16 protein-coding genes are annotated in these 21,445 nt (G+C 58.8%); 7 read left to right on the forward strand and 9 right to left on the reverse strand.

Annotation, left to right across the window (positions count from 1 at the left end):
* The first annotated feature begins 3 nt into the window (after nucleotides 1–3).
* Nucleotides 4–927, forward strand: coding sequence for an ROK family protein (locus DOU54_RS08440; RefSeq protein WP_113382056.1), 924 nt, complete (start codon nucleotides 4–6; stop codon nucleotides 925–927).
* A 26-nt stretch (nucleotides 928–953) separates the two neighbouring features.
* Here the strand turns inward: DOU54_RS08440 and DOU54_RS08445 are convergent, their stop codons facing one another.
* Together DOU54_RS08445 and DOU54_RS08450 are read right to left on the reverse strand one after the other, a co-directional pair.
* Complete coding sequence (locus tag DOU54_RS08445; protein WP_502695941.1) at nucleotides 954–2,198, reverse strand: FAD-dependent oxidoreductase; 1,245 nt, start codon at nucleotides 2,196–2,198, stop codon at nucleotides 954–956.
* A gap of 17 nt (nucleotides 2,199–2,215) precedes the next feature.
* Nucleotides 2,216–2,914, reverse strand: a complete 699-nt coding sequence (locus tag DOU54_RS08450) for a phosphatase PAP2 family protein (protein ID WP_113382054.1) — start codon at nucleotides 2,912–2,914, stop codon at nucleotides 2,216–2,218.
* A gap of 186 nt (nucleotides 2,915–3,100) precedes the next feature.
* Between DOU54_RS08450 and dxr the strand changes: the two genes are divergently transcribed.
* Nucleotides 3,101–4,294: a 1-deoxy-D-xylulose-5-phosphate reductoisomerase gene (gene dxr, locus DOU54_RS08455; RefSeq protein WP_006698217.1), complete on the forward strand. Its 1,194-nt coding sequence runs from the start codon at nucleotides 3,101–3,103 to the stop codon at nucleotides 4,292–4,294.
* Between the two features lie 33 nt (nucleotides 4,295–4,327).
* On the opposite strand, the gene hemA is transcribed toward dxr, so the two are convergent.
* Nucleotides 4,328–5,545, reverse strand: a complete 1,218-nt coding sequence (gene hemA, locus DOU54_RS08460) for a 5-aminolevulinate synthase (protein WP_113382053.1) — start codon at nucleotides 5,543–5,545, stop codon at nucleotides 4,328–4,330.
* Between the two features lie 369 nt (nucleotides 5,546–5,914).
* Here hemA and DOU54_RS08465 point away from each other — a divergent pair, with 369 nt between their 5' ends.
* The 5 genes from DOU54_RS08465 (at nucleotide 5,915) to DOU54_RS08485 (ending at nucleotide 15,208) form a co-directional block, all read left to right on the forward strand.
* On the forward strand, nucleotides 5,915–6,166 hold the full coding sequence (locus DOU54_RS08465; RefSeq protein ID WP_004443753.1) for a YMGG-like glycine zipper-containing protein: 252 nt from the start codon (nucleotides 5,915–5,917) through the stop codon (nucleotides 6,164–6,166).
* 174 nt (nucleotides 6,167–6,340) lie between these two features.
* Nucleotides 6,341–8,266 (forward strand): autotransporter assembly complex protein TamA, encoded by a 1,926-nt coding sequence (locus DOU54_RS08470; protein WP_113382052.1) that lies wholly within the window; start codon nucleotides 6,341–6,343, stop codon nucleotides 8,264–8,266.
* Between the two features lie 45 nt (nucleotides 8,267–8,311).
* Nucleotides 8,312–12,472: a translocation/assembly module TamB domain-containing protein gene (locus tag DOU54_RS08475; protein WP_113382051.1), complete on the forward strand. Its 4,161-nt coding sequence runs from the start codon at nucleotides 8,312–8,314 to the stop codon at nucleotides 12,470–12,472.
* A 166-nt stretch (nucleotides 12,473–12,638) separates the two neighbouring features.
* Entirely contained in the window at nucleotides 12,639–13,115 is a 477-nt protein-coding gene (locus tag DOU54_RS08480; RefSeq protein ID WP_003504949.1) for a chemotaxis protein CheW, read from the forward strand.
* A 323-nt stretch (nucleotides 13,116–13,438) separates the two neighbouring features.
* A complete protein-coding gene (locus DOU54_RS08485; RefSeq protein ID WP_113382050.1) occupies nucleotides 13,439–15,208 on the forward strand; it encodes a methyl-accepting chemotaxis protein in 1,770 nt (589 codons plus the stop codon).
* Between the two features lie 46 nt (nucleotides 15,209–15,254).
* Here DOU54_RS08485 and fdhD read toward each other — a convergent pair whose 3' ends face one another.
* The 6 genes from fdhD to DOU54_RS08515 all read right to left on the reverse strand — a co-directional run bounded on the left by fdhD (nucleotide 15,255) and on the right by DOU54_RS08515 (nucleotide 21,438).
* Entirely contained in the window at nucleotides 15,255–16,070 is an 816-nt protein-coding gene (gene fdhD / locus DOU54_RS08490; RefSeq protein ID WP_081950524.1) for a formate dehydrogenase accessory sulfurtransferase FdhD, read from the reverse strand.
* A gap of 344 nt (nucleotides 16,071–16,414) precedes the next feature.
* On the reverse strand, nucleotides 16,415–16,825 hold the full coding sequence (locus DOU54_RS08495) for a F0F1 ATP synthase subunit epsilon (RefSeq protein ID WP_113731054.1): 411 nt from the start codon (nucleotides 16,823–16,825) through the stop codon (nucleotides 16,415–16,417).
* 129 nt (nucleotides 16,826–16,954) lie between these two features.
* Nucleotides 16,955–18,409: a F0F1 ATP synthase subunit beta gene (atpD, locus tag DOU54_RS08500; RefSeq protein ID WP_004443768.1), complete on the reverse strand. Its 1,455-nt coding sequence runs from the start codon at nucleotides 18,407–18,409 to the stop codon at nucleotides 16,955–16,957.
* A gap of 23 nt (nucleotides 18,410–18,432) precedes the next feature.
* Nucleotides 18,433–19,311, reverse strand: a complete 879-nt coding sequence (locus DOU54_RS08505) for a F0F1 ATP synthase subunit gamma (protein ID WP_004443770.1) — start codon at nucleotides 19,309–19,311, stop codon at nucleotides 18,433–18,435.
* A gap of 31 nt (nucleotides 19,312–19,342) precedes the next feature.
* Nucleotides 19,343–20,872, reverse strand: coding sequence for a F0F1 ATP synthase subunit alpha (gene atpA / locus DOU54_RS08510; protein ID WP_004443771.1), 1,530 nt, complete (start codon nucleotides 20,870–20,872; stop codon nucleotides 19,343–19,345).
* A complete protein-coding gene (locus tag DOU54_RS08515) occupies nucleotides 20,872–21,438 on the reverse strand; it encodes a F0F1 ATP synthase subunit delta (RefSeq protein ID WP_004443773.1) in 567 nt (188 codons plus the stop codon). Before DOU54_RS08515 ends, atpA begins: the two co-directional genes overlap by 1 nt.
* Nucleotides 21,439–21,445: the final 7 nt, after the last annotated feature.

A 21,445-nucleotide genomic window follows, 5' to 3' on the forward strand; every position in this document is an offset into this window, starting at 1 on the left:
ATCATGATCGTTTGTTTCGATATAGGCGGAACGACCATCAAGGGCGCGATTGCTTACGCTCCTGACGATATTCGCCCCGTGCCGCGCATCCCGACTCCAAAGACCAGCTTTGAAGACTTTGCCGCTGGCCTGAAATCCGTCATCGACAATAGTGGCGGCACACCCGCCTGCGTGTCGCTGTCGATTGCCGGCGTCATCGATGCCGACACCGGCAGGGCCACTGTCGCCAATATTCCAAGTATTCATGGCTGCGCGCTGAAGGACGAACTGGAACAGGCGCTGGGCCTTCCTGTCATCGTCTCCAACGACGCCGACTGTTTCGTGATGGCCGAATCGGAGATCGGTTCCGGGCGGGGCCATCGCGTGGTTTTTGGCGTCATCCTCGGAACCGGTGTCGGCGGAGGTCTGGTGATCGACGGCCGGCTCATCAACAGCGAGGGTGGCTTCGCCGGCGAATGGGGCCACGGACCCGTGGCTGCAACGCGGGCCGGCAACCCGCCGGTCGAGTTGCCTCGGTTCGAATGCGGCTGTGGCCTCACGGGTTGTGTCGATGCTATTGGCAGCGCCCGCGGCATGGAAAAGCTTCATATGCATCTCTACCGGCAGGACATGACCAGCGAGGAGATCATCGCAGCCTGGCTGGGCGGCAACCCGGACGCCGCAAGAACCATTGATATGCTTGTCGATATTCTCGCTTCGCCGCTGGCGATGGTGATCAACGTCACCGGGGCAACCATCGTGCCGGTCGGCGGCGGCCTGTCAAACTCCAGGGAACTGCTTGCCACACTGGATGAAGCGGTCAGAGCCCGAATTCTCCGTCGCTTCGCCCGGCCGCTAGTCGTGCCTGCCATCTGCAGGATTGAACCGGGACTGATCGGCTCGGCCGTTCTCGGGCTTAAACATGCACGGGTGATCGAAGAGGCCTGAGCGGACGCTTGCACGCCACCGAAGGATCAACGGGTCAACTTCTCCCGTCGGAAACCGAGGCCGATCAAACGGCCGGCGAGATGGGCGAGAAGCGGAACGCGGGCAATGATGCGCACGAAAGCGGGGGGCCCTTTCGCCTTGCGGCTATCGCCCTGATCCTTCTTCCGGCTGCTGCGCATCATCAATTGCAGCTTTTGTGTCGCCTTTGTCGGAAATGAGCGCCGCGCTTCGATGGCCATCAATTCCCGCTCGCCTGGCTTTTCGCCCTGCGCAAGAACGGGAATGAGAATATTTGCGGCGGCAACGGCATCCTGAATGGCAAGATTGACACCGACGCCGCCAATGGGCGACATGGCATGAGCCGCGTCACCGATGCAGATGAGGCCAGGCTTCCACCATCGCTTCAGCCGGTCGATCCTGACCGTCAGCAGATGCACATCCTCAAAGGTCTGAAGTTCGAGAAGCCGTTCCTGCGGCAGCGGGCACACTTTCGCCACCGCATCGCGGAACGCTGCGATACCCTGAACCTTCATCTCGGCGAAGGTTCCGCGGCGGACCACAAAACCGCACTGCCAATAATCGCCGCGATCTATCAGGACGAAACCCTGCTGGGGGCCGGCATGCCCCATGGTTTCCGCCGGATCGCCCGGCTGCCTGGATAGTTTCATCCAGAGAACCTCCGTCGGCTGCCCGAAGCTTTCCACCAACAGACCTGCCTTGTCCCGCACGATTGAATTGCGGCCATCCGCCCCGATCACGAGCTCGGCATCGATCTCCAGCGGCCCGTCGGACGTATCCACCACGAGACCCGCAACAACGCCATCGCGCTCGCGCAGACCCGAGACACCTGCATTCATGAGCAGCGTGAAATTCTCATATTGCCCTGCCTTGCCGGCAAGAAAGCTTAGGAAATCCCATTGCGGCATGAAGGCGATGAAACGGTTTCTCGCAGGCAGCCGGGAAAAATCGGCGATGGTGACCGTCTGACCCGCAATCTCGGCATGAAGTTTCTGCGCTCTCGTATGCGGCAGCGCCAGAAACTCCCGAATGAAGCCTAGCTGCTCAACAATATCGAGAGTGGAAGGATGAATGGTATCGCCCCGAAAATCGCGCAGGAAATCGCCATGCTTTTCAACGATGGTGACATCGATACCTGCTCTCGCAAGGAGGAGCCCGAGCATGAGCCCGGCAGGGCCAGCGCCGGCAATGGCAACCCTTGTGATGATCCGCTTCCGCTCTGGCATTTCGGCGTCAAGGCCCCAGGCAACCATACGATCCCCCACCACCATCAAGTCTTTTGCGCAGGTAAGGCCACGTTTTTCGGTTGCGGCCACCCCTGTGCGTCGAACCGGAACAACATGTCGGACCTGGCGAAGATAAAGGCGAAGGCCATGGCCGTCCACATGCCGAGCAGCAGCCCGGCCGCCACATCGCTCGGATAATGCGCGCCGACAATGACACGTGAGACGCCGATCACAAGGGCAAGCAGAAGAAACGCCCAGCGAAAGCGCGGCATAAGCATGGCAAAGACACCGAAAAACGCTCCGGCAGCCGTGGAATGGCCGGAAGGAAAGCTTTCATAAAGATTGTTGCCGGTGAAGGGTGTGAGGCTATACGCCCCCATTTCCAGAAGGAGCTCCGGCCGCGCCCGGCCGATCAGGAACTTTAGCGTATGAACGAGAATGCTTGCGGTCCCGATTGTCAGAAAGAAATAGGAGAGAAGCCGCCACGCTGTCCGCAACCGGCCATGATAGGTCTGCGCGCTGAGAACCCGCGCCGCGACATAGGCGAGAATGGCCAGCGCGCCGGTGGAATAAAGCATCCAGCGGAAAGTTCCGAAATCGGTAATCGCACGATTAAAGGACACCACTGCACCGGGCAACGCCTGCGCGCTTTCCGAGAGGCGCGGATCAAAAGGGACAAAGGCCGCAACCAGCACAAGGCTCGCCGCAAAAATCCATCCGCTGGAAACGAGAAAACGCCGCATCAATATCCTCTCATCGTTTTTCTTGCATATGGCTTTGCCATCCGCAAAAACAATAGGCTGGCTTTGTCCTTGTTATGGCTTGTTTTCGCGGGTAGAGGCTAAGCATATAGCCCGAAAACGTGCAGTACCTTCGGGAGAACGGCACGCCCGAAGAATTGCGATCAGCAACGGACCGACGGACTGAAAATGACGAATGCCAGTGAAATGCCCCGCAAGCTGACGATCTTGGGTTCGACGGGTTCGATCGGCTCCAATACGCTGGATGTGGTCCGTCAACTGGGCGGCAGGGGCCAATTCGAGATCGTGGCTTTGACCGGCGCCGGGAATATCGCCCTTCTGGCGGAGCAGGCGCGACAATTCGGCGCGGAGCTTGCCGTTACCGCCGAGGACGACAACTACGAAGACCTCAAGTCCGCTCTCGCAGGAACGGGCATAAAGACCGCGGCAGGCAAATCCGGTCTTGAAGAGGCGGCTTCGATGGATGCCGGCTGGGTGATGGCGGCCATTGCCGGAACCCCCGGTCTGGCCCCCACGGTGACTGCGGCCAGGCGTGGCGCAGATATCGCCCTCGCCAACAAGGAGTGCCTCGTTTCGGCGGGCGATGTTTTTATACGCACGGTCAAGCAGGGTGGCGGCAGGCTGATCCCGGTCGACAGCGAGCACAGCGCAATCTTCCAGTGCCTCACGGGCGATCACAGAGAGGCTGTGGAACGCATCATACTGACGGCTTCCGGCGGACCGTTCCGCACATGGTCGCGCGAAGAAATGGCCAATGTCACGGCGGACGTCGCCCGCGCCCATCCCAACTGGTCAATGGGGTTGAAGGTTTCCATCGGCAGCGCCTCCATGTTCAACAAGGGACTGGAGATGATCGAGGCGAAATATCTCTTCGATCTCAGGCCCGATCAGGTTGAGGTAATAGTCCATCCGCAGTCGATCGTGCATTCGATGGTTGGCTACAGCGACGGCTCTTATATCGCGCAGCTCGGATCTCCCGATATGCGCACCGCCATTTCTTACGCCCTTACCTATCCTGAGCGCGGACAGCTGAACGTCGAACGGCTGGATTTCGCAAAACTGGCGAGGCTCGATTTCGAGGCGCCGGATGAGGCACGGTTCCCGGCACTTCGGCTGGCGCGAACCGCGCTGGAGCGCGGTGGCTTACAGGGTGCCGCCCTGAACGCCGCCGAGGAGACCGCCTTTCACGCCTTCGTCGACGGGGCCATCGGTTTCCTCGATATGGCGGAAATCGTGGAAACGGTTATGGACCGGATGGATGACGGCCGCAGCGCCGGCACGATCGAAGATGTATTCGCGGCAGATGAGGAAGCTCGCCGCCATGCCGGCGAACTCATCTCCACCAAAGAAAAGGCCGCGTAAACGCGGCCCGATTTCCCTATCCGAAGAGTTTCCTTACGCCACCGCACGCGCCAGCGCACAATGCGACCAGAGTTGATGCAGCGCGCCGACCAGATGCTCGATGTCCGCGTCGCTATGCAGCGGGGTCGGGGTGATGCGCAGACGCTCGGTCTTACGCGGCACCGTCGGATAATTGATCGGCTGCACATAGACGCCGTGACTGTCGAGCAGGATATCAGATATCCATTTGCACTTGGCAGCATCACCCACCATGACCGGCACGATGTGGCTTGGATTGTCCATATGCGGAATGCCGCGCGCATCGAGAAGTCCACGCAGCTTCCGCACGCGGTCCTGATGCCGGGCCCGCTCGAAAGGGCTTGCCTTTAGATGCTGGATCGAAGCAATCGCTCCGGCGGCGAGCGACGGCGGCAATGCCGTGGTGAAGATGAAGCCGGAAGCGAAGGAGCGGATGAAATCGCAGACCGCGGTGGAGCCGGTAATGTAACCGCCCATGACGCCGAAGGCCTTGCCGAGCGTTCCCTCGATGATCGTCAGGCGATCCATCAGGCTTTCGCGCTCGGCAATGCCGCCGCCGCGCGGGCCGTACATGCCCACAGCGTGGACTTCATCGAGATAGGTCATGGCGCCATAACGATCGGCAAGATCGCAGATTTCGCTGATCGGCGCGATATCGCCGTCCATGGAATAAACGGATTCGAAAGCGATGAGCTTCGGCGCGTTCGGATCAGCGGCCTGGAGCTTGGCCTCGAGGTCCTCGAGATCATTGTGCTTCCAGATCACCCGCTCACAACGGCCATAACGGATGCCCTCGATCATTGAGGCATGGTTGAGCGCGTCCGAAAAGATGATCAGGCCAGGTATCTTCTGACCGAGCGTGCCGAGGGTAGCCCAGTTGGACACATAGCCTGAGGTGAAGATCAGCGCCGATTCCTTGCCATGGAGGTCAGCAAGTTCGCGCTCGAGCAGGACGTGATAGTGGTTGGTGCCAGAAATATTCCGGGTGCCTCCCGCACCCGCGCCACAGTGATCAATGGCGGCTTTCATGGCTTCGACAACCTTCGGGTTCTGGCCCATGCCGAGATAGTCGTTGGAACACCAGACAGTAACGTCCTTGCGTTCACCATTGGCGTTATACCGGGTCGCGCGGGGGAAATTGCCCTGCTGGCGTTCGATATCCGCAAAAACGCGATAGCGTCCCTCAGAATGCAGGCTTTGCAGTTCCGTCGTGAAAAATGCCTCGAAGTCCATGCCATGCTCCAGAATTGACCAGCTCGTTCTCTGCCTCGTTGCCGGGACCGTCAACCCTTCCGGGCTATTTTAGCCGCCACTGCGTCAATTCGCCGTTGTTTTGAACCATTCCAATAAACCGTTTATAGCCGCTCATGAAAAGCGCAAAATTGATTCACATCAAAAAAGCGGATTTTTGGAACCTTTTTTGCGCCGCGCCGTTGTTTGGGGCACAATCGATTTACGCTCGGAGGAATGCCTTAAGTGGAGGCTTCCCTAAACGACATCGAATTGTTAGTTATCTGTGGCGGTCGGAGGTAGCAGTCGCCGCAGATAAATATGGGACGCCTACCGAGCCAAAGAGCTCATTGTAACGTTGGAGAGAGTTTCATGAAAAAGGCAATCATATTTGCGCTGGTCGGCCTGTCGCTCGCAAGCTGCACGCAGACTGAAAAGGGTGCTTCGATTGGTGCCGTTTCCGGCGCCGTTATCGGTGGCGCGGTCACTGGCAACGTTCGTGGCGCAGCTGTTGGCGCAGCGATCGGTGGCGTCGGTGGTGCTTTGATTGGCAACGCTTCCGAGCCGGGCTATTGCTATTACCGCGACCAGTACGGCCAGCGTTACACGGCACGTTGCCGCTAATCGCTTCGCGAAATACCGTTGCACAGAAGCCCCGGTCATCCGGGGCTTTTTGCGTTATGGGCTGCAAAACAGATGCCGAGGGTCCTCAAAGCCGTTTATTTATGATTAAATTGCAATGTTAACGGAGAGGAAACGGGTTAGGGCGACAATAAAGGCTCAACCATAAAGCAGCTTATGCGAAGAACACGAACTAACCCGAAGACAGGTATTGCGTATCGGAAAGCTGGCACCGCGCTTGCGGTTGCTGTGACGTTCGCCCTGTATCCGGCTTTTGCGCGTGATGCCTTCGCCTTTAAACTGTTCGGCATGCGCCTGTGGGGTTCGGAAGAACCGGAGGTCGAGGTTATCAACCCCGTCAAATATGCCGTCACGCTCAACGCTCCCGACGCCGACAAATCCCTGACGGACAGCCTCGAAAACAGTTCCCTTCTTTTGGCCGACAAAGACAAGCCTGCCTCAGGCGATCTCGGACTCCTGATAAAGGCAAGGGACGACAGGGACAGGCTGATTGCAGCGCTTTATGAAAACGCCCGCTATGGCGGTATTGTCAATGTCACCGTGGCCGGGAGGAATGTCGACGACCTGCCGCCCAACCCGGTTTTCGACCATAGCGCGCCCGTTCCCGTGGTCATAACCGTTACGCCCGGTCCCAAATTCACACTCGGCAATATCCGTCTCGAAGGCGACGTCACAGGCCGCAATCTCGAGGAATACGGCCTGACGACGGGCGGCGATGCGGGCTCCCTGGCGATCATCCGCGCCGGCAACAAGCTGATCGATGATCTGAAGGCCGAAGGCCGCCCGCTTGCCAAGCTGACGAAACGCGAGGCCGTTGCAAACCACGCGACAAACACTGTCGACATCACCATGGCGGCCGAAGGCGGCCCCGTCGCCCCACTCGGCACGGTCACCGTCACCGGTGAAAAAACCGTCGATGGGGATTTCATCCGCCGCTATTCGCGCCTCAATGGCGGCGAGCCCTATTCGCCGGAAAAACTGCGCAAGGCCGCCGATCGCCTGCGCCAGCTCGGTGTTTTTTCCAGCCTGACGATCAAGGAGGCAGGAACGCTCGCCCGCGACGGCACCATTCCGTTGACCATCGAAGTGTCCGAAGGCAAGCACCGCTATTTCGGCGTCGGCGCACAATATTCCACCACCGAAGGCATTGGTCTTCAGGGCTACTGGGGCCACAGAAACCTGTTCGGCCAGGCCGAATCGCTGCGCATCGAGGGCTCGGTCTCGCGCATTGCAGAGGCATCGAGCGTGGAAGGCATGGACTATTCGGCGGGCATTACCTTTACGAAGCCCGGAATGTTCAATCCCCGCACGACATTCAAGACCAGCCTGATTGCCAAGACCGAGCATCCGGACACCTACGAAGCCAAGACGCTGACTGGGACTGCCGGTTTCAGTTATGAACTAAACGATACCGACACGGCTGCCGCGGGCCTGGAGGTGCAGTGGGCCGATACAGACGACGCCTTCGGAAAGAACGAATATCTTACCACGTCCATTCCGCTGGAATTCGTTCGCGATACCCGCGACGACAAGCTCAACCCGACCGAAGGCTTTCGTGCATCGGTGGCCGCCAAGCCCAGCTATGAGGCCCTGAACGGGACCTTCTTCTCCTCTTTCGAAGGTTCGATTACCGGGTACAAGGGGCTGGGCGCCGAAGACAGGCTGATCATGGCCGGAAAACTGTCGGGCGGCGTGCTCGTCGGCGGAAGCGACCTGCAGGACATCCCCACCACCCGCCGCTTTTATGCCGGGGGCGGCGGGTCGGTGCGCGGCTATAGCTATCAGGAAATATCGCCTTATAATGCGGCAGGCGACGCGACCGGCGGTCGCTCCTATGTCGTTGGCTCCATTGAAGCCCGCATCAAGGTCACCGACACGATCGGTATCGTGCCTTTTATCGATGCGGGTGTGGTCTCGGACGACGTGACCCCGGACTTTTCCGACATTCGGGCTGGCGCCGGTATCGGGCTGCGTTACGCGACACCCTTCGGGCCTCTGCGTCTGGATGTCGCCACGCCGCTAGACAAATACGATGGCGGCAACAGTTTCGGCATTTATGCTGGCATCGGTCAGTCTTTTTAAACGCCGCAGTCGAACACCCTTGCAACAGAGTGTAGATTACCCTTTATGAAAACGTTGATTCGATTGCTGAAATGGCTGGGCTACGCTGCCTTGTGCGGCGTGGTACTTCTGTTGCTTGCAGCCTTTTTCGTCGGTTTTACGCCGATGGGCGCGAGAATAGCCGCAAAGCAGATTTCATCGCTTGTATCGACACCCGATCAGATAATCGAGATTTCTCCGCCCAGCGGGCTTTTGACGGGGCATCTGAGGCTCGACAACGTCACTCTTTCGGATCGGCAGGGCCCTTATGCCCGCGTAAACCAGATCGCCGTCGACTGGTCACCCTTCTCGCTTCTTGCCGGCACCTTCCATGCGGACCGGGTATCGGCGGGATCGATCGATGTCCAGCGCCAACCGGTTCCGGTGGAGGAAACGACGAGCAAAAGCTCCGGCAGTTCCTCTCTGCCGATTGAAATAGCGATCGACAATTTCAGCTTTCCCGATATTCGTCTCGGCCAGCCCCTTCTCGGCCGCCCCTTTGAACTGACGGCCGAAGGCAACCTCAAGGCCGCCAGCGACGATATCAGACTGTCGCTCACGGCCCACCGGCTGAATGCCCCGGATGCGGCCGTTAACGCCGACATCGCATTTCTTCCCAACGAAAATGTCCTGAAGCTGAAAGCGGAGATGCGGGAGCCTGAGGGCGGACTTCTTGCCACGCTGCTGTCTCTGCCCGGCACACCTGCGGTCGCCATCGACCTTAACGGCGAAGGACCGCTTTCAAACTGGACCGGCAGCATGCGCGGCAACGTCGCTGGTAACCCTGTTGTCAACGTCACCGGTCGGCACCTCCTCGCGGAGGATGGCACCCGCCGCATCGAAGTTGCGGGTGGCGGCCAGCCCGATCTGCTTCTGCCGCCCGCCTTCCGGCAGCTTTTTGCCGGTGAGACAAAGCTCGACGCAAACGCCACCCTTTCCCCACAGGGGCGCATCGAAATCGGCAGCAGTACACTGGAAACCGGCACCCTGCTGCTGACGGCCTCCGGCACCATTGATCCGAACGGCCAGAACGACCTTGCCGCCAACCTCATCGGCACAGCCGGGCCCGTCGATTTTCGCTGGCCGCTGAGCGATGGGGAGGTGCAGGCCCTCATCAACGGCCTCGATCTTTCGTTAAAGGGTGGGGCAGACGCCGCACATCTTGACACGACCGTTTCCCTGCGCAGCCTCTCTTTGCCGCAAGGCAGGCTGGACGACGTCAAACTGACGGCGCAAAGCGCTGATCTCAATATCGCTGACCGGAGCGGCACAATCGCCACCGCTCTCTCCGTAGCGCAATCGTCCTTTGTCAGCCCGGATATTGATCGGCTGGTGCGTGCGCCGCTCACCATCAATGCACCGCTCCGCCTGAGCCCATCCGCCATCGGCTTTGACAGCGCGACGCTTGAAAGCGCCAGCGTTGGCGGAACACTGAACGGCAGTTTCGACCTTACCGGCAACCGCCTCACCTCAAGCGTGCAGCTCTTCGCGCTGCCCGCCACCCTTCCACCGGCTCTCGCGGAAAAGTTTGACACCACCATCGCCCTCCAGGGTGATGTCGACGTGACCATCGGTGGACGCACCAGCGTTGAAAACATCGTCGTCAAGTCGGGAACGATTGAGGCGACAGGCAATGCCGGCCTCGAAAACGATGCATTGAGCGCCAGCCTGACGGGTAAATTTCTCGCTCTTGAAAAGTTGACGCCACAGGCAAAGGGCGTCGCCGATTTTGCGATCGAGGCCACCGGCGCGCTGGCAGCGCCAGATTTCAACGTGACCCTGACTTCCGAGAGCGCAATCCTTGCCGGACGTACGCTTGAATCATTGCAAGTCAATGCGACAGGCAAGGCCGATCCCGCCGCTCCTCAGGCGAAACTTACCGCCAGCGGCAGCCTTGACCGACAGAAGATCGATGCCAATGCCGAATTGGTGCAAACCGAAAACGGCACTGCGATTCCCGAGCTGCGCGTGGCGGTAGGCCGGAATATCTTGAACGGGCAACTGCAATTCTCGCAGCAGTTTCTGCCATCCGGCAATCTTTCCTTCAACTTTCCCGACCTTGCGCTACTCGCCGCTCTCGCTGCGCAGCAGGCGGATGGCGATATTGCCGGCGACATCGCCCTTAGCAACGCCAATGGCCGGATCGCCGCGACGATCAAAGCCAATGGCAGCAGCATCCGTCAGGGCACGACAACGATCTCCGGGTTGGCAGCCGATATTTCAATAGACGACCTTCAGGCAATCGCCATCAACGGCAAGGTCAACGCCGATACCGTCAATGCCGGCGCGGCTGCGATATCTGACCTGAAAGCCACAATCGGTCATTCCGGCACAACGACGCAGTTCAACGTCAACGGTCGTTACGACAACGCACCGCTGGTGGTGAATGGCAGCGCCGAGACGGGCGGATCGCCCATGACGGTAAGACTCGACGCCTTTTCCGCCGCGCCCAAGGGCATTGCCGTGCGCCTTGAAAAACCCACCACCATTGCCATCCAGAACGGTACGGCCCGGATCTCCGATTTGACCATCATCACGGGCGAAGGACGTGTCGAGGTCAACGGCACCGCCGGGTCGACGCTTGATATCAATGCCGATATCCGTTCGCTGCCCGCAAGTCTCGCAAATGCCTTTGCCACCGGACTGGATGCGGCGGGTAGCATCTCCGGCACGGTGAAGGCCAAGGGTGCGGCATCGAACCCTGCGGTCGACTATAATCTCAACTGGGTAAATGCCGAGGTCGCGCAGACGCGCGCGGCGGGTCTCGCCGCCCTCGGCATCAAGGCGAACGGTCAATTTTCCGGTGGCACCCTGCAGATCGAAACGAATGTCTCCGGTCAGGGCGGCATGGCGCTTTCAGGCGGCGGCTCGCTCGGTATCGCCGGCAATCGTCCGCTTTCGATGGCGTTTTCCGGCAGACTGCCTTTCTCAGCCGTCGCGGCACAAACAGCAGCGCAGGGCCTCGATGTGGATGGCACCGCCGCCATCGACGTGAAGATTTCCGGCAGCGCTTCCGCACCTGTCATTAGCGGCAGCATCACCACTGATGGCACGCGCTTGACCGACGTGCGCCGAAACCTCACCATCAACGATCTGGGCGCCACCATCACCTTCGACCGTGATCGTGCCGTCATCTCCCGATTGACCGGCAGGCTGGCAGGCGGTGGAACGATCTCGGGAACCGGCAGCGTCGGCATAACCGGTGGTTCGGGTTTTCCTGCCGATATATCGATTACGCTTAATCGCGCCGGTTACAACGACGGCACGCTGGTAACGACAGTGGTGAGCGGCACGCTGACGCTGAAAGGCCCGTTGCTGAATTCCCCCGTGCTGGGCGGCAACCTGACGCTGGACAGAAGCGCCATCACCATTCCGGAGAAGCTGCCGGCTTCACTGACGGAGATCGACGTCAAGCACAAGAACGCACCACCCAAGGTACGCGCGCAGGCCAAGGCGCTTGGAGCCGATCAGGGCGGAAGCGGGAGCTCGTCCACCATCAATCTCGATCTGCAGGTCAATGCGCCGAGCGGTATATTCGTGCGCGGTCGGGGTATCGATGCAGAACTGACCGGCAATCTGACGATCCGTGGCACCGCAGCGGTTCCGGTCATTTCAGGCGGCTTCGAAATGCGTCGGGGCAGGCTTGAAATCCTCACTCGCCGCCTTGATTTCACGACAGGAAATATCAGTTTCGGTGGCGGCCTCGTTCCAGTCCTCGACATGAAGGCGGACTCAACGGTTGGTTCAACGACCATCACCGTATCTGTTTCCGGTACTGCCAACGATCCGACCTTTGCGTTCTCCTCGGCTCCCGCCCTGCCACAGGATGAGGTGATGGCACAGCTGATCTTCGGCCAGTCCATGTCAAAACTATCCGCGCTGCAGATCGCGCGGTTGGCGGATGCCGCCGCTCAACTGGCCGGCGGGCGTTCCACATCGCTGTTCGACAAGCTCAGAAGCAATCTCGGCGTCGATGATCTTGATATTTCGACGGACTCCGAAGGACAGGCCCGTGTTTCCGCCGGTAAATACCTGAACGAGAGAACTTATCTGGAGTTGCAGCAAAGCGGCGAATCCGGCGCAAAAGCCATCATCAATCTCGACGTAGGACGCGGTGTGAAGCTGCGCGGGGAAGCGGGCGGCGATGGCGAAGGCGCAGCAGGCATATTTTACGAGAAAGAGTATTGAGATGGTTCGCATTTAGGTTTGCGAAACCATCTCATGCTAGGAATCTTCCATTGAAGACGGAAATATTGTTTCCGGCTGTTCAGGCACCAGGCAGAACGCCAAATTCGCATTGCAAGTGTCGGTGCACTTGCGCCGGCCTCCACAGCGAGCATTGGGAAGAATTCTGATGGCAATGATTAACTCTACCAATTTTGGCGGTGAGACGCTCGAAATCATCGCATTCCGCCTGCATGATCAGGAATTCTGCGTGAAGACGACGACCATTCGCGAAATCCGCGGCTGGGCGCCTTCGACGCCCATTCCCCATGCACCGAAAGACGTCATCGGCGTTATGAACCTGCGCGGCTCTGTTATCCCGATCATTGATCTGGCTCACAAACTCGGCATGAAAAGCACCGTCGCCAATGAGCGCAGTGCAATCGTAGTGGCCGAAGTGCATAACATGGTCATCGGCATGCTGGTGGATCGCGTTTCAGACATTCTGACGATCCCGGCAAACCAGGTCCAGCCGGTTCCCGAAATTTCAGCCTCCTTCGACAAGTCCTATTCCGAAGGGATCATCGCCAACGAACATGGCATGATCTGCTTCCTGAACCTTGCGAAAATGTTCAAGGGCACTGAAGCGGAAGATCTCGCGGCCTGACAAGGTCTGCGCAGGCCTCGCTGAAGAATGATAAGGAACAATCCAGACCGCCGGAGCACCTGCCGGCGGTTTTGTTTTTTCTTTCACGCATTTTATTAAATAAGAACATTTTAATATTATAGATATCTAATATTAGCGCCATAGATCAGTACCGCGCCGGTAAGCCTATTACGCGGGCGGATACCTGACCCAGGGCCAACATAGAGAAGTGCCTGCATTGCTGCCTTCGGCGGCAAAACCTGTTCGTTGTTCAACGTGATATGGCGTGGACCGCATCTTCTTTGCGGCTTGCCGCGCCGTGGGCTGACTTTGGGGGACTTGTAATGCTGGGGTTAGGAAAAAGCGCAGACAGTAGAAATATGCTCGATGCGATATCAAGATCGCAGGCGGTCATCGAATTCGATCTCAAAGGTAATATCCTCACCGCAAATAAGAATTTCTGCGCGGCACTGGGTTATGACCTCATCGAGATCGTCGGTAAGCACCACCGCATATTCTGCGACAGCGAGCTTGCCGCGTCTCGCGCCTATCAGGAATTCTGGGACTCTCTCGCCCGGGGCGAGTTTCAGGCCAGGGAATTCCGCCGTATCCGCAAGGACGGCTCGGTGATCTGGATCGAGGCCTCCTACAACCCGGTTTTCCGTTCGGGCAAGCCCTATAAAGTGGTCAAGATCGCAACAGATATCACCGCAAAAAAGATCACGGCCGCGGAAGATGCGGGCAAACTGGAGGCGCTCTCCCGCTCGCAAGCCACCATTGAGTTCTTTCCTGACGGTACGATCATCACCGCCAATCCAAACTTCTGCGCTGCGGTGAACTATGACCTCAAGGAAATCGAGGGCAGGCACCACCGCATGTTCTGTGATCCTGCCTATGCCGCCTCGTCCGCCTATGCAAATTTCTGGCAACGACTGGCATCAGGCGAATTCATCTCGGACGAGTTTGTCCGCTACGGGAAGAACGGCAAGGAAATATGGATCCAGGCCGCCTATAATCCGGTTGTCGATGAAACCGGTAAAGTGGTGAAGGTGGTGAAATTTGCCACCGACGTCACACCGCGCATGAGCGCCATTCGCATGCTTGCAGATGCCCTGCGGGCGCTGGCCGAAGGCGACCTTGTACAACGCCTCGACAACAGCTTCGTGCCCAGCATGGAAAAACTGCGGGCAGATTTCAACGAGGTTGTCGCCAAGCTGCAGGCCACGATGCAGACAATCGCGCACAATGCCTCGACAATCGCATCCGGATCCGGCGAAATCCGCATCGCCGCCGATCAGCTCTCGCAACGCACCGAACAGCAAGCCGCCTCACTGGAGGAGACCGCTGCGGCGCTGGAGGAGATCACCACCACCGTAACCGATGCAAGCCACCGCGCAGGTGAGGCCGGTAAACTGGTGCTGCGGACAAGAGAACATGCCGAGCATTCCGGCGACATCGTTCAGCAGGCAATTTCCGCCATGGATGCGATTTCGAGGTCCTCAGGCGAGATCACCAATATCATTGGCGTTATAGACGACATCGCTTTCCAGACCAATCTCTTGGCCCTCAATGCGGGCGTCGAAGCAGCGCGCGCCGGGGAAGCGGGCAAGGGGTTCGCCGTCGTCGCACAGGAGGTCCGGGAGCTCGCACAGCGATCCGCCGTTGCCGCCAAGGAGATCAAATCCCTCATCAACACCTCTCGCGAGCAGGTCTCCAACGGCGTGGATCTGGTGGGCAGAACCGGCGACGCCCTGCGGGACATCCAGTCGCAGATGGGCGAGATCGACACTAATGTCTCGGCCATCGTTGAAGCATCCCGCGAACAGGCGAACGGTCTCAGGGAGATCAATCAGGCCGTCAACGTTATGGATCAGGCCACCCAGAAAAACGCCGCGATGGTAGAAGAAACCACCGCCGCCAGCCACGGGCTCGCTACAGAAGCGGAAAATCTGCATGAATTGCTGCGGCAGTTCAGAATCGCGCACGACACGTCACCCGCACGCCCCGTCGACAAGAAACCAGCCGTCCTCACCAGGCTGCCGGTGCCGCAACCGCGATATGCTGCTTTACCAAGGTCTCATGGAAACGCAGCAGCCGAATGGGCGGAGTTCTAAGGGTCTCTTTGAAGTCTGAAGGCCGTCGGGAACGGCGGCCTCTACGTCATAAAATGATACGATCCGCCCTGGTGAAGATCTCAAAATCTTCACCCCGCACGAGTGCGACAAGGGTGATACCCGAGCTTTCAGCGGTTTCGATGGCGAGCGCGGTGGGTGCGGAAATCGCCGCCAGAATGGGACTGCCAAGGATGGCGGTCTTTTGGACCATTTCTACCGACAGGCGGCTGGTCACAACCACAATGCCGGCATTCGGCGGCAGGCCTGCATTTACAACTGCACCTGCAAGCTTGTCGAGCGCATTATGGCGACCGACGTCTTCACGAACAGCAAGCAGCCCCTTTTGAGGATTGTAGAAACCCGCGCCGTGAACCGCTCTCGTTTGGCGATTAAGGCTTTGCGCTTCATTCAGTGCTTTCATCGCAGCAACAATATCATCCCCGTAGACGGAGAGTTCAGAGCCGCTCAGGACCGGGACCACTCGGACCGCCTGCTCTATCGACTCGATGCCACAAAGACCGCAGCCGACAGGGCCTGCCATATGCCGCCGTCTCGCCCTGAGCGCATCCGCATTGGCATCCTGCAAATCCACCTGAACGTCGAAGCCCTGCCCCGCCTCGATCACCTCGATTGACCGGATTTCCGCCCCTGTGGATATGATGCCTTCCGTCAGACTAAATCCGACTGCAAAATCGACAAGATCTGCGGGGCTGGCCATCATCACGGCATGGGTGCTGCCACCATAGGAAAAAGCAACCGGCACTTCCTCGGGCACCGCTCTATCGCCCTCGATCAGGGTCCCTGACCGCAACGCGGTTCTCGCGACCCCTCTGTAGCTCGCTTTTGCCGACACGCCGATCACTCCTCCATCACCAAATCTGCTTCGTGTTGCGCACCCGAGCAGCATTTCTTCGGGATATCACATCTAACCGAAAGCTCTGAAAATCGGAATCGGTTTCCGAGGCTGCCCGGTTGAAACGCAATCGTTGAAGCGCACCTTTGCTAGACTCATGTTCCGTAGGCGATAATTGATGCAACCCGGTCAACGTGATTTTGAAGCTTATGTGGGCAGGCTGAGGACGACGAAGGCAATCGTACCCGCTGACCCGTTAAGCAGCAGGTCAAAACAAAAAAAGCGACCGAGACGGCCGCTTTCTGGATCGGATTTTTTGTGGGCAGTCATTCTTTCGAACCCGCCCGGTGCTTTCAAGCAGCGACGATAACCTCATGCAGGTTCGTCAGTTCGTAAAGGTGCTTTTCAAGCTTCGTCAGATGCTCGTGGTGATGATTGCCTTCTTCGATTTCGGCCTTGGCCGCATCGATGCGACGCTGCAACGTGTCGGGAGACATGTCATCGGCCGAAACCGCGGATTCGGCAAGAAGCGTGCAGCCCGTCGGGAGAATATCGGCGAAGCCACCGAAGACAACATATTTATGCGTTTCACCAGAAGCGAACTTCACCGTTACCAAACCCGGCTTGATCGTGGTCATCGTCGGCGCATGGTTGGCCAGAACGGTCATTTCACCCAGCGTGGCCGGGATGACGACTTCCGTAACCGTTTCGGAAACGAGCAGACGCTCCGGGGAAACGAGATCGAATTTGAAACTGTCAGCCATGGCTATTCACTTCTTTTCAATTACGCGGGCGTCACGGACTTTTCTGTTACAACGCCGACAAAGCCTTATCGGTTTCGCCACCATTGTCGGCAAGGCGCGCGGCTGAACCACGCGCCCGCCAATTCATGATCAGGCAGCTTCGGCAGCCAGCTTCTTGGCCTTTTCAATGGCTTCTTCCATCGAACCGACCATGTAGAAGGCAGCTTCCGGCAGGCTGTCATATTCACCGTTGACCAGGCCCTTGAAGCCCTTGATCGTATCTTCGAGCGCAACGAGCTTGCCCGGCGAACCGGTGAAGACTTCGGCAACGAAGAACGGCTGCGACAGGAAGCGCTCGATCTTACGGGCGCGGGCAACCGTCAGCTTGTCTTCTTCCGACAGTTCGTCCATGCCGAGGATGGCGATGATGTCCTGAAGAGCCTTGTAGCGCTGCAGGGTCGACTGAACCTTACGAGCCACTTCATAGTGTTCTTCGCCGACGATCATCGGGTCGAGCATGCGCGAGGTGGAGTCGAGCGGGTCAACGGCCGGGTAGATACCCTTTTCAGCGATCGAGCGCGACAGAACCGTCGTGGCGTCCAGGTGGGCGAACGAGGTAGCAGGAGCCGGGTCGGTCAAGTCGTCGGCGGGGACGTAAATGGCCTGAACCGAGGTGATCGAACCCTTGGTCGTGGTAGTGATGCGTTCCTGCATCTGGCCCATGTCGGTTGCCAGCGTCGGCTGATAACCCACGGCCGAAGGAATACGGCCGAGCAGAGCCGACACTTCCGAACCAGCCTGAGTGAAGCGGAAGATGTTATCCACGAAGAACAGAACGTCCTGGCCTTCGTCACGGAAGTTTTCAGCGATCGTCAGACCGGTCAGAGCGACGCGAGCGCGGGCGCCCGGCGGTTCGTTCATCTGGCCGTAAACCAGCGCAGCCTTGGAGCCTTCGCCACCACCGAGCTTGTTGACGTTCGATTCGATCATTTCGTGATAGAGGTCGTTACCTTCACGGGTACGCTCACCAACGCCAGCGAATACCGAGTAACCGCCGTGTGCCTTGGCAACGTTGTTGATGAGTTCCATGATGAGAACGGTCTTGCCAACGCCGGCGCCGCCGAACAGGCCGATCTTACCACCCTTGGCGTAAGGAGCCAGAAGGTCGACGACCTTGATGCCGGTGACGAGGATCTGTGCTTCGGTCGACTGTTCGACGTAAGCAGGAGCGTCCTGATGGATGGCGCGCTTGGAAGCGGTCACGATCGGACCAGCTTCGTCAACCGGCTCGCCGATGACGTTCATGATACGGCCGAGCGTTTCCGGACCAACCGGAACGGAGATCGGAGCGCCGGTGTTCGAAACGCTCTGACCGCGAACGAGACCTTCGGTCGAGTCCATGGCGATCGTGCGAACGACGTTTTCACCGAGGTGCTGCGCGACTTCCAGAACCAGGCGGTTGCCGTTGTTCTCGGTTTCGAGCGCGTTCAGGATCGGAGGCAGTTCGCCTTCGAACGCCACGTCGACAACAGCGCCGATAACCTGGGTAACCTTGCCCGCGCCGTTCACCGCTGCGGTTTTCTTGGGGGTAGCTGCCTTAGCCATTATCCTTACCCTCTTTCCTTACCTCAGAGCGCTTCCGCGCCCGAAATGATTTCAATGAGTTCCTTGGTGATCTGAGCCTGACGCTGACGGTTGTAGGACAGCGTCAGCTTGTTGATCATCTCACCGGCATTGCGCGTTGCGTTATCCATCGCGCTCATCTTGGCGCCCATTTCACCGGCAACGTTTTCGAGCAGAGCCCGGAAAACCTGAACCGAGATGTTGCGCGGAATAAGGTCTTCCAGAATAGAAGCCGCATCAGGCTCATATTCGTAGACGGCGTTCTGCGTCGCGGCATCCTCTTCCACAACGGGCGTTGCGGCCGGAATGAGCTGCAGGCCGGTCGGGATCTGGCTGATGACGGACTTGAATTCCGAATAGATCAGCGTGCAGACATCGAACTCGCCGGCGTTGAAGAGCGAGATCACCTTCTTGGCGATCTGGTCGGCATTTTCAAAACCAACCTTCTTCACGTCGCGCAGCTCGATGCGCTCGATGATATTGGCTGCAAATTCGCGACGCAGGGCGTCGTAACCCTTCTTGCCGACCGTGATGATCTTGACCGTCTTGCCTTCCGAAATCAGCTTGCGGGCGTGATCGCGGGCAAAACGGGCGATTTGCGAGTTGAAACCGCCGCAAAGACCACGCTCAGCCGTGCAGACGACGAGCAGATGCACGTCGTTCTTGCCGGTGCCGGTCATCAGCGCCGGAGCAACGTCCGCCTCGACCGCATTCGCGATGTTGGCAAGAACGGCGCTCATGCGCTGAGAATAAGGCCGGGCGGCCTCCGCAGCTTCCTGGGCGCGCCGAAGCTTCGCCGCGGCGACCATTTTCATCGCCTTGGTAATCTTCTGCGTCGCCTTTACGGAGGCAATGCGGTTTTTCAGATCCTTTAGTGAAGGCATCCGTTATCCGTCCGAGTAAAAGAGCCCTGATTTAAGAGAAAGACTTGGCGAAGCTATCAAGAGCGCCCTTGAGCTTGCCCTTGGTATCGTCGCTGATAGCCTTTTCCGTGCGGATGGTGTCGAGGATCGCCTTGCCTTCCGACCGGAGGTAGGAGAGCAGACCCTGCTCGAACTTGCCGACCTGTGCGACCGGAACCTTGTCGAGGTAACCGTTGACGCCGGCGAAGATCACCGCAACCTGTTCTTCCGTCTTGAGCGGCGAGAACTGCGGCTGCTTCAGAAGTTCGGTCAGGCGTGCACCGCGGTTTAGCAGGCGCTGCGTCGAGGCATCGAGGTCCGAACCGAACTGGGCGAAGGCGGCCATTTCGCGATACTGGGCGAGTTCACCCTTGATCGAGCCGGCAACCTGCTTCATCGCCTTGATCTGGGCGGCAGAGCCAACGCGCGAAACCGACAGACCGACGTTAACAGCCGGACGGATACCCTGATAGAACAGGTCGGTTTCAAGGAAGATCTGGCCGTCGGTGATCGAGATCACGTTGGTCGGAATAAAGGCCGAAACGTCGTTACCCTGGGTTTCGATGACAGGCAGAGCTGTCAGCGAGCCGGCGCCCATTTCGTCGGAGAGCTTTGCAGCGCGCTCGAGAAGACGGGAGTGGAGGTAGAAAACGTCGCCCGGATAAGCTTCGCGGCCCGGAGGACGGCGCAGCAGAAGCGACATCTGACGGTAAGCAACGGCCTGCTTGGAAAGGTCGTCGTAACCGATGAGGGCGTGCTTGCCGTTGTCGCGGAAATATTCGCCCATGGCGCAACCGGCAAACGGTGCCAGGTACTGCATCGGAGCCGGATCGGAAGCGGTCGCAGCAACGATGATCGAGTACTGCAGCGCGCCGCGCTCTTCCAGAACCTTCACGAACTGGGCGACGGTCGAACGCTTCTGACCGATAGCGACGTAGACGCAATAGAGCTTGTCGCCGTCAGGACCATTGTCGTGAATGGCCTTCTGGTTCAGGATCGTGTCGAGAATGATTGCGGTCTTGCCGGTCTGGCGGTCGCCGATGACAAGCTCGCGCTGGCCGCGACCAACCGGGATGAGCGCATCGATGGCCTTGAGGCCGGTCGACATCGGCTCGTGAACCGACTTGCGCGGAATGATGCCGGGAGCCTTGACGTCAACGCGCGAACGCTTGGCGGCGTTGATCGGGCCCTTGCCGTCGATCGGGTTACCGAGCGCGTCAACGACGCGGCCCAGCAGTTCCGGACCAACGGGAACGTCAACGATAGCGCCAGTCCGCTTTACGGTGTCGCCTTCCTTGATGTCACGGTCGGAACCGAAGATAACCACACCGACATTGTCGGCTTCGAGGTTGAGCGCCATGCCGCGGATGCCGCCCGGAAACTCGACCATTTCACCAGCCTGAACATTGTCGAGACCGTAAACGCGAGCAATACCGTCACCGACGGAAAGCACCTGGCCGACTTCCGAGACTTCCGCCTCGTTGCCGAAATTTTTGATTTGATCTTTCAGAATTGCGGAAATTTCCGCGGCGCGGATATCCATCAGCCAACCTCTTTCAGTGCAAGCTTAAGGGTGGAAAGTTTGGTGCGAAGAGACGTATCGATCTGGCGGGAGCCGACCTTGACGATCAGACCACCGAGGATCGAGGGATCGACGGTAACGGAAACCGCCACATCCTTGCCGGTAACGCTCTTCAGCGCCGCCTTCAGTTCAGTTTCCTGCGCCTCGTCGAGCGCATGTGCCGAGGTGACCTCGGCGGTAATTTCGCCGCGATGGGCGGCAGCAATGGTGCGGTAGGCGCGGATCATGCCGGGAACGGCGAAGAGACGGCGGTTATTCGCAACAACCTTGAGGAAATTCAGCGCAAGACCGGTGATGCCGGCCTTTTCGCAGATAGCGGTGATTGCCTTGAACTGGTCCTCGGCGGAGAACACCGGACTCGCAACCAGACGCTTCAAATCGTCACTTTCGTCGAGAAGTGCGCCAAACTTGTCCAGTTCGGCCTGAACCGCTTCGACCGTACCCGCTTCCAAAGCAAGCTCGAAAAGCGACGACGCATACCTTTCCGCTACACCGGATGTTCCCTGGGAGGTCTCTGCCACGGGCACTTTTTCC

Origin of the sequence: Agrobacterium sp. MS2 (genome assembly GCF_003261015.1) — a bacterium.
In the GTDB taxonomy this organism is placed as follows: Bacteria; Pseudomonadota; Alphaproteobacteria; order Rhizobiales; family Rhizobiaceae; genus Agrobacterium; species Agrobacterium pusense.

What these genes read in the sequence shown, in the direction of transcription:
- DOU54_RS08440 (WP_113382056.1), top strand. Translation starts at nt 4, where the DNA reads ATGATCGTTTGTTTCGATATAGGCGGAACGACCATCAAGGGCGCGATT.
- DOU54_RS08445 (WP_502695941.1), bottom strand. Translation starts at nt 2,198, where the DNA reads ATGGTTGCCTGGGGCCTTGACGCCGAAATGCCAGAGCGGAAGCGGATC.
- DOU54_RS08450 (WP_113382054.1), bottom strand. Translation starts at nt 2,914, where the DNA reads ATGCGGCGTTTTCTCGTTTCCAGCGGATGGATTTTTGCGGCGAGCCTT.
- dxr (WP_006698217.1), top strand. Translation starts at nt 3,101, where the DNA reads ATGACGAATGCCAGTGAAATGCCCCGCAAGCTGACGATCTTGGGTTCG.
- hemA (WP_113382053.1), bottom strand. Translation starts at nt 5,545, where the DNA reads ATGGACTTCGAGGCATTTTTCACGACGGAACTGCAAAGCCTGCATTCT.
- DOU54_RS08465 (WP_004443753.1), top strand. Translation starts at nt 5,915, where the DNA reads ATGAAAAAGGCAATCATATTTGCGCTGGTCGGCCTGTCGCTCGCAAGC.
- DOU54_RS08470 (WP_113382052.1), top strand. Translation starts at nt 6,341, where the DNA reads ATGCGAAGAACACGAACTAACCCGAAGACAGGTATTGCGTATCGGAAA.
- DOU54_RS08475 (WP_113382051.1), top strand. Translation starts at nt 8,312, where the DNA reads ATGAAAACGTTGATTCGATTGCTGAAATGGCTGGGCTACGCTGCCTTG.
- DOU54_RS08480 (WP_003504949.1), top strand. Translation starts at nt 12,639, where the DNA reads ATGGCAATGATTAACTCTACCAATTTTGGCGGTGAGACGCTCGAAATC.
- DOU54_RS08485 (WP_113382050.1), top strand. Translation starts at nt 13,439, where the DNA reads ATGCTGGGGTTAGGAAAAAGCGCAGACAGTAGAAATATGCTCGATGCG.
- DOU54_RS08495 (WP_113731054.1), bottom strand. Translation starts at nt 16,825, where the DNA reads ATGGCTGACAGTTTCAAATTCGATCTCGTTTCCCCGGAGCGTCTGCTC.
- atpD (WP_004443768.1), bottom strand. Translation starts at nt 18,409, where the DNA reads ATGGCTAAGGCAGCTACCCCCAAGAAAACCGCAGCGGTGAACGGCGCG.
- DOU54_RS08505 (WP_004443770.1), bottom strand. Translation starts at nt 19,311, where the DNA reads ATGCCTTCACTAAAGGATCTGAAAAACCGCATTGCCTCCGTAAAGGCG.
- atpA (WP_004443771.1), bottom strand. Translation starts at nt 20,872, where the DNA reads ATGGATATCCGCGCCGCGGAAATTTCCGCAATTCTGAAAGATCAAATC.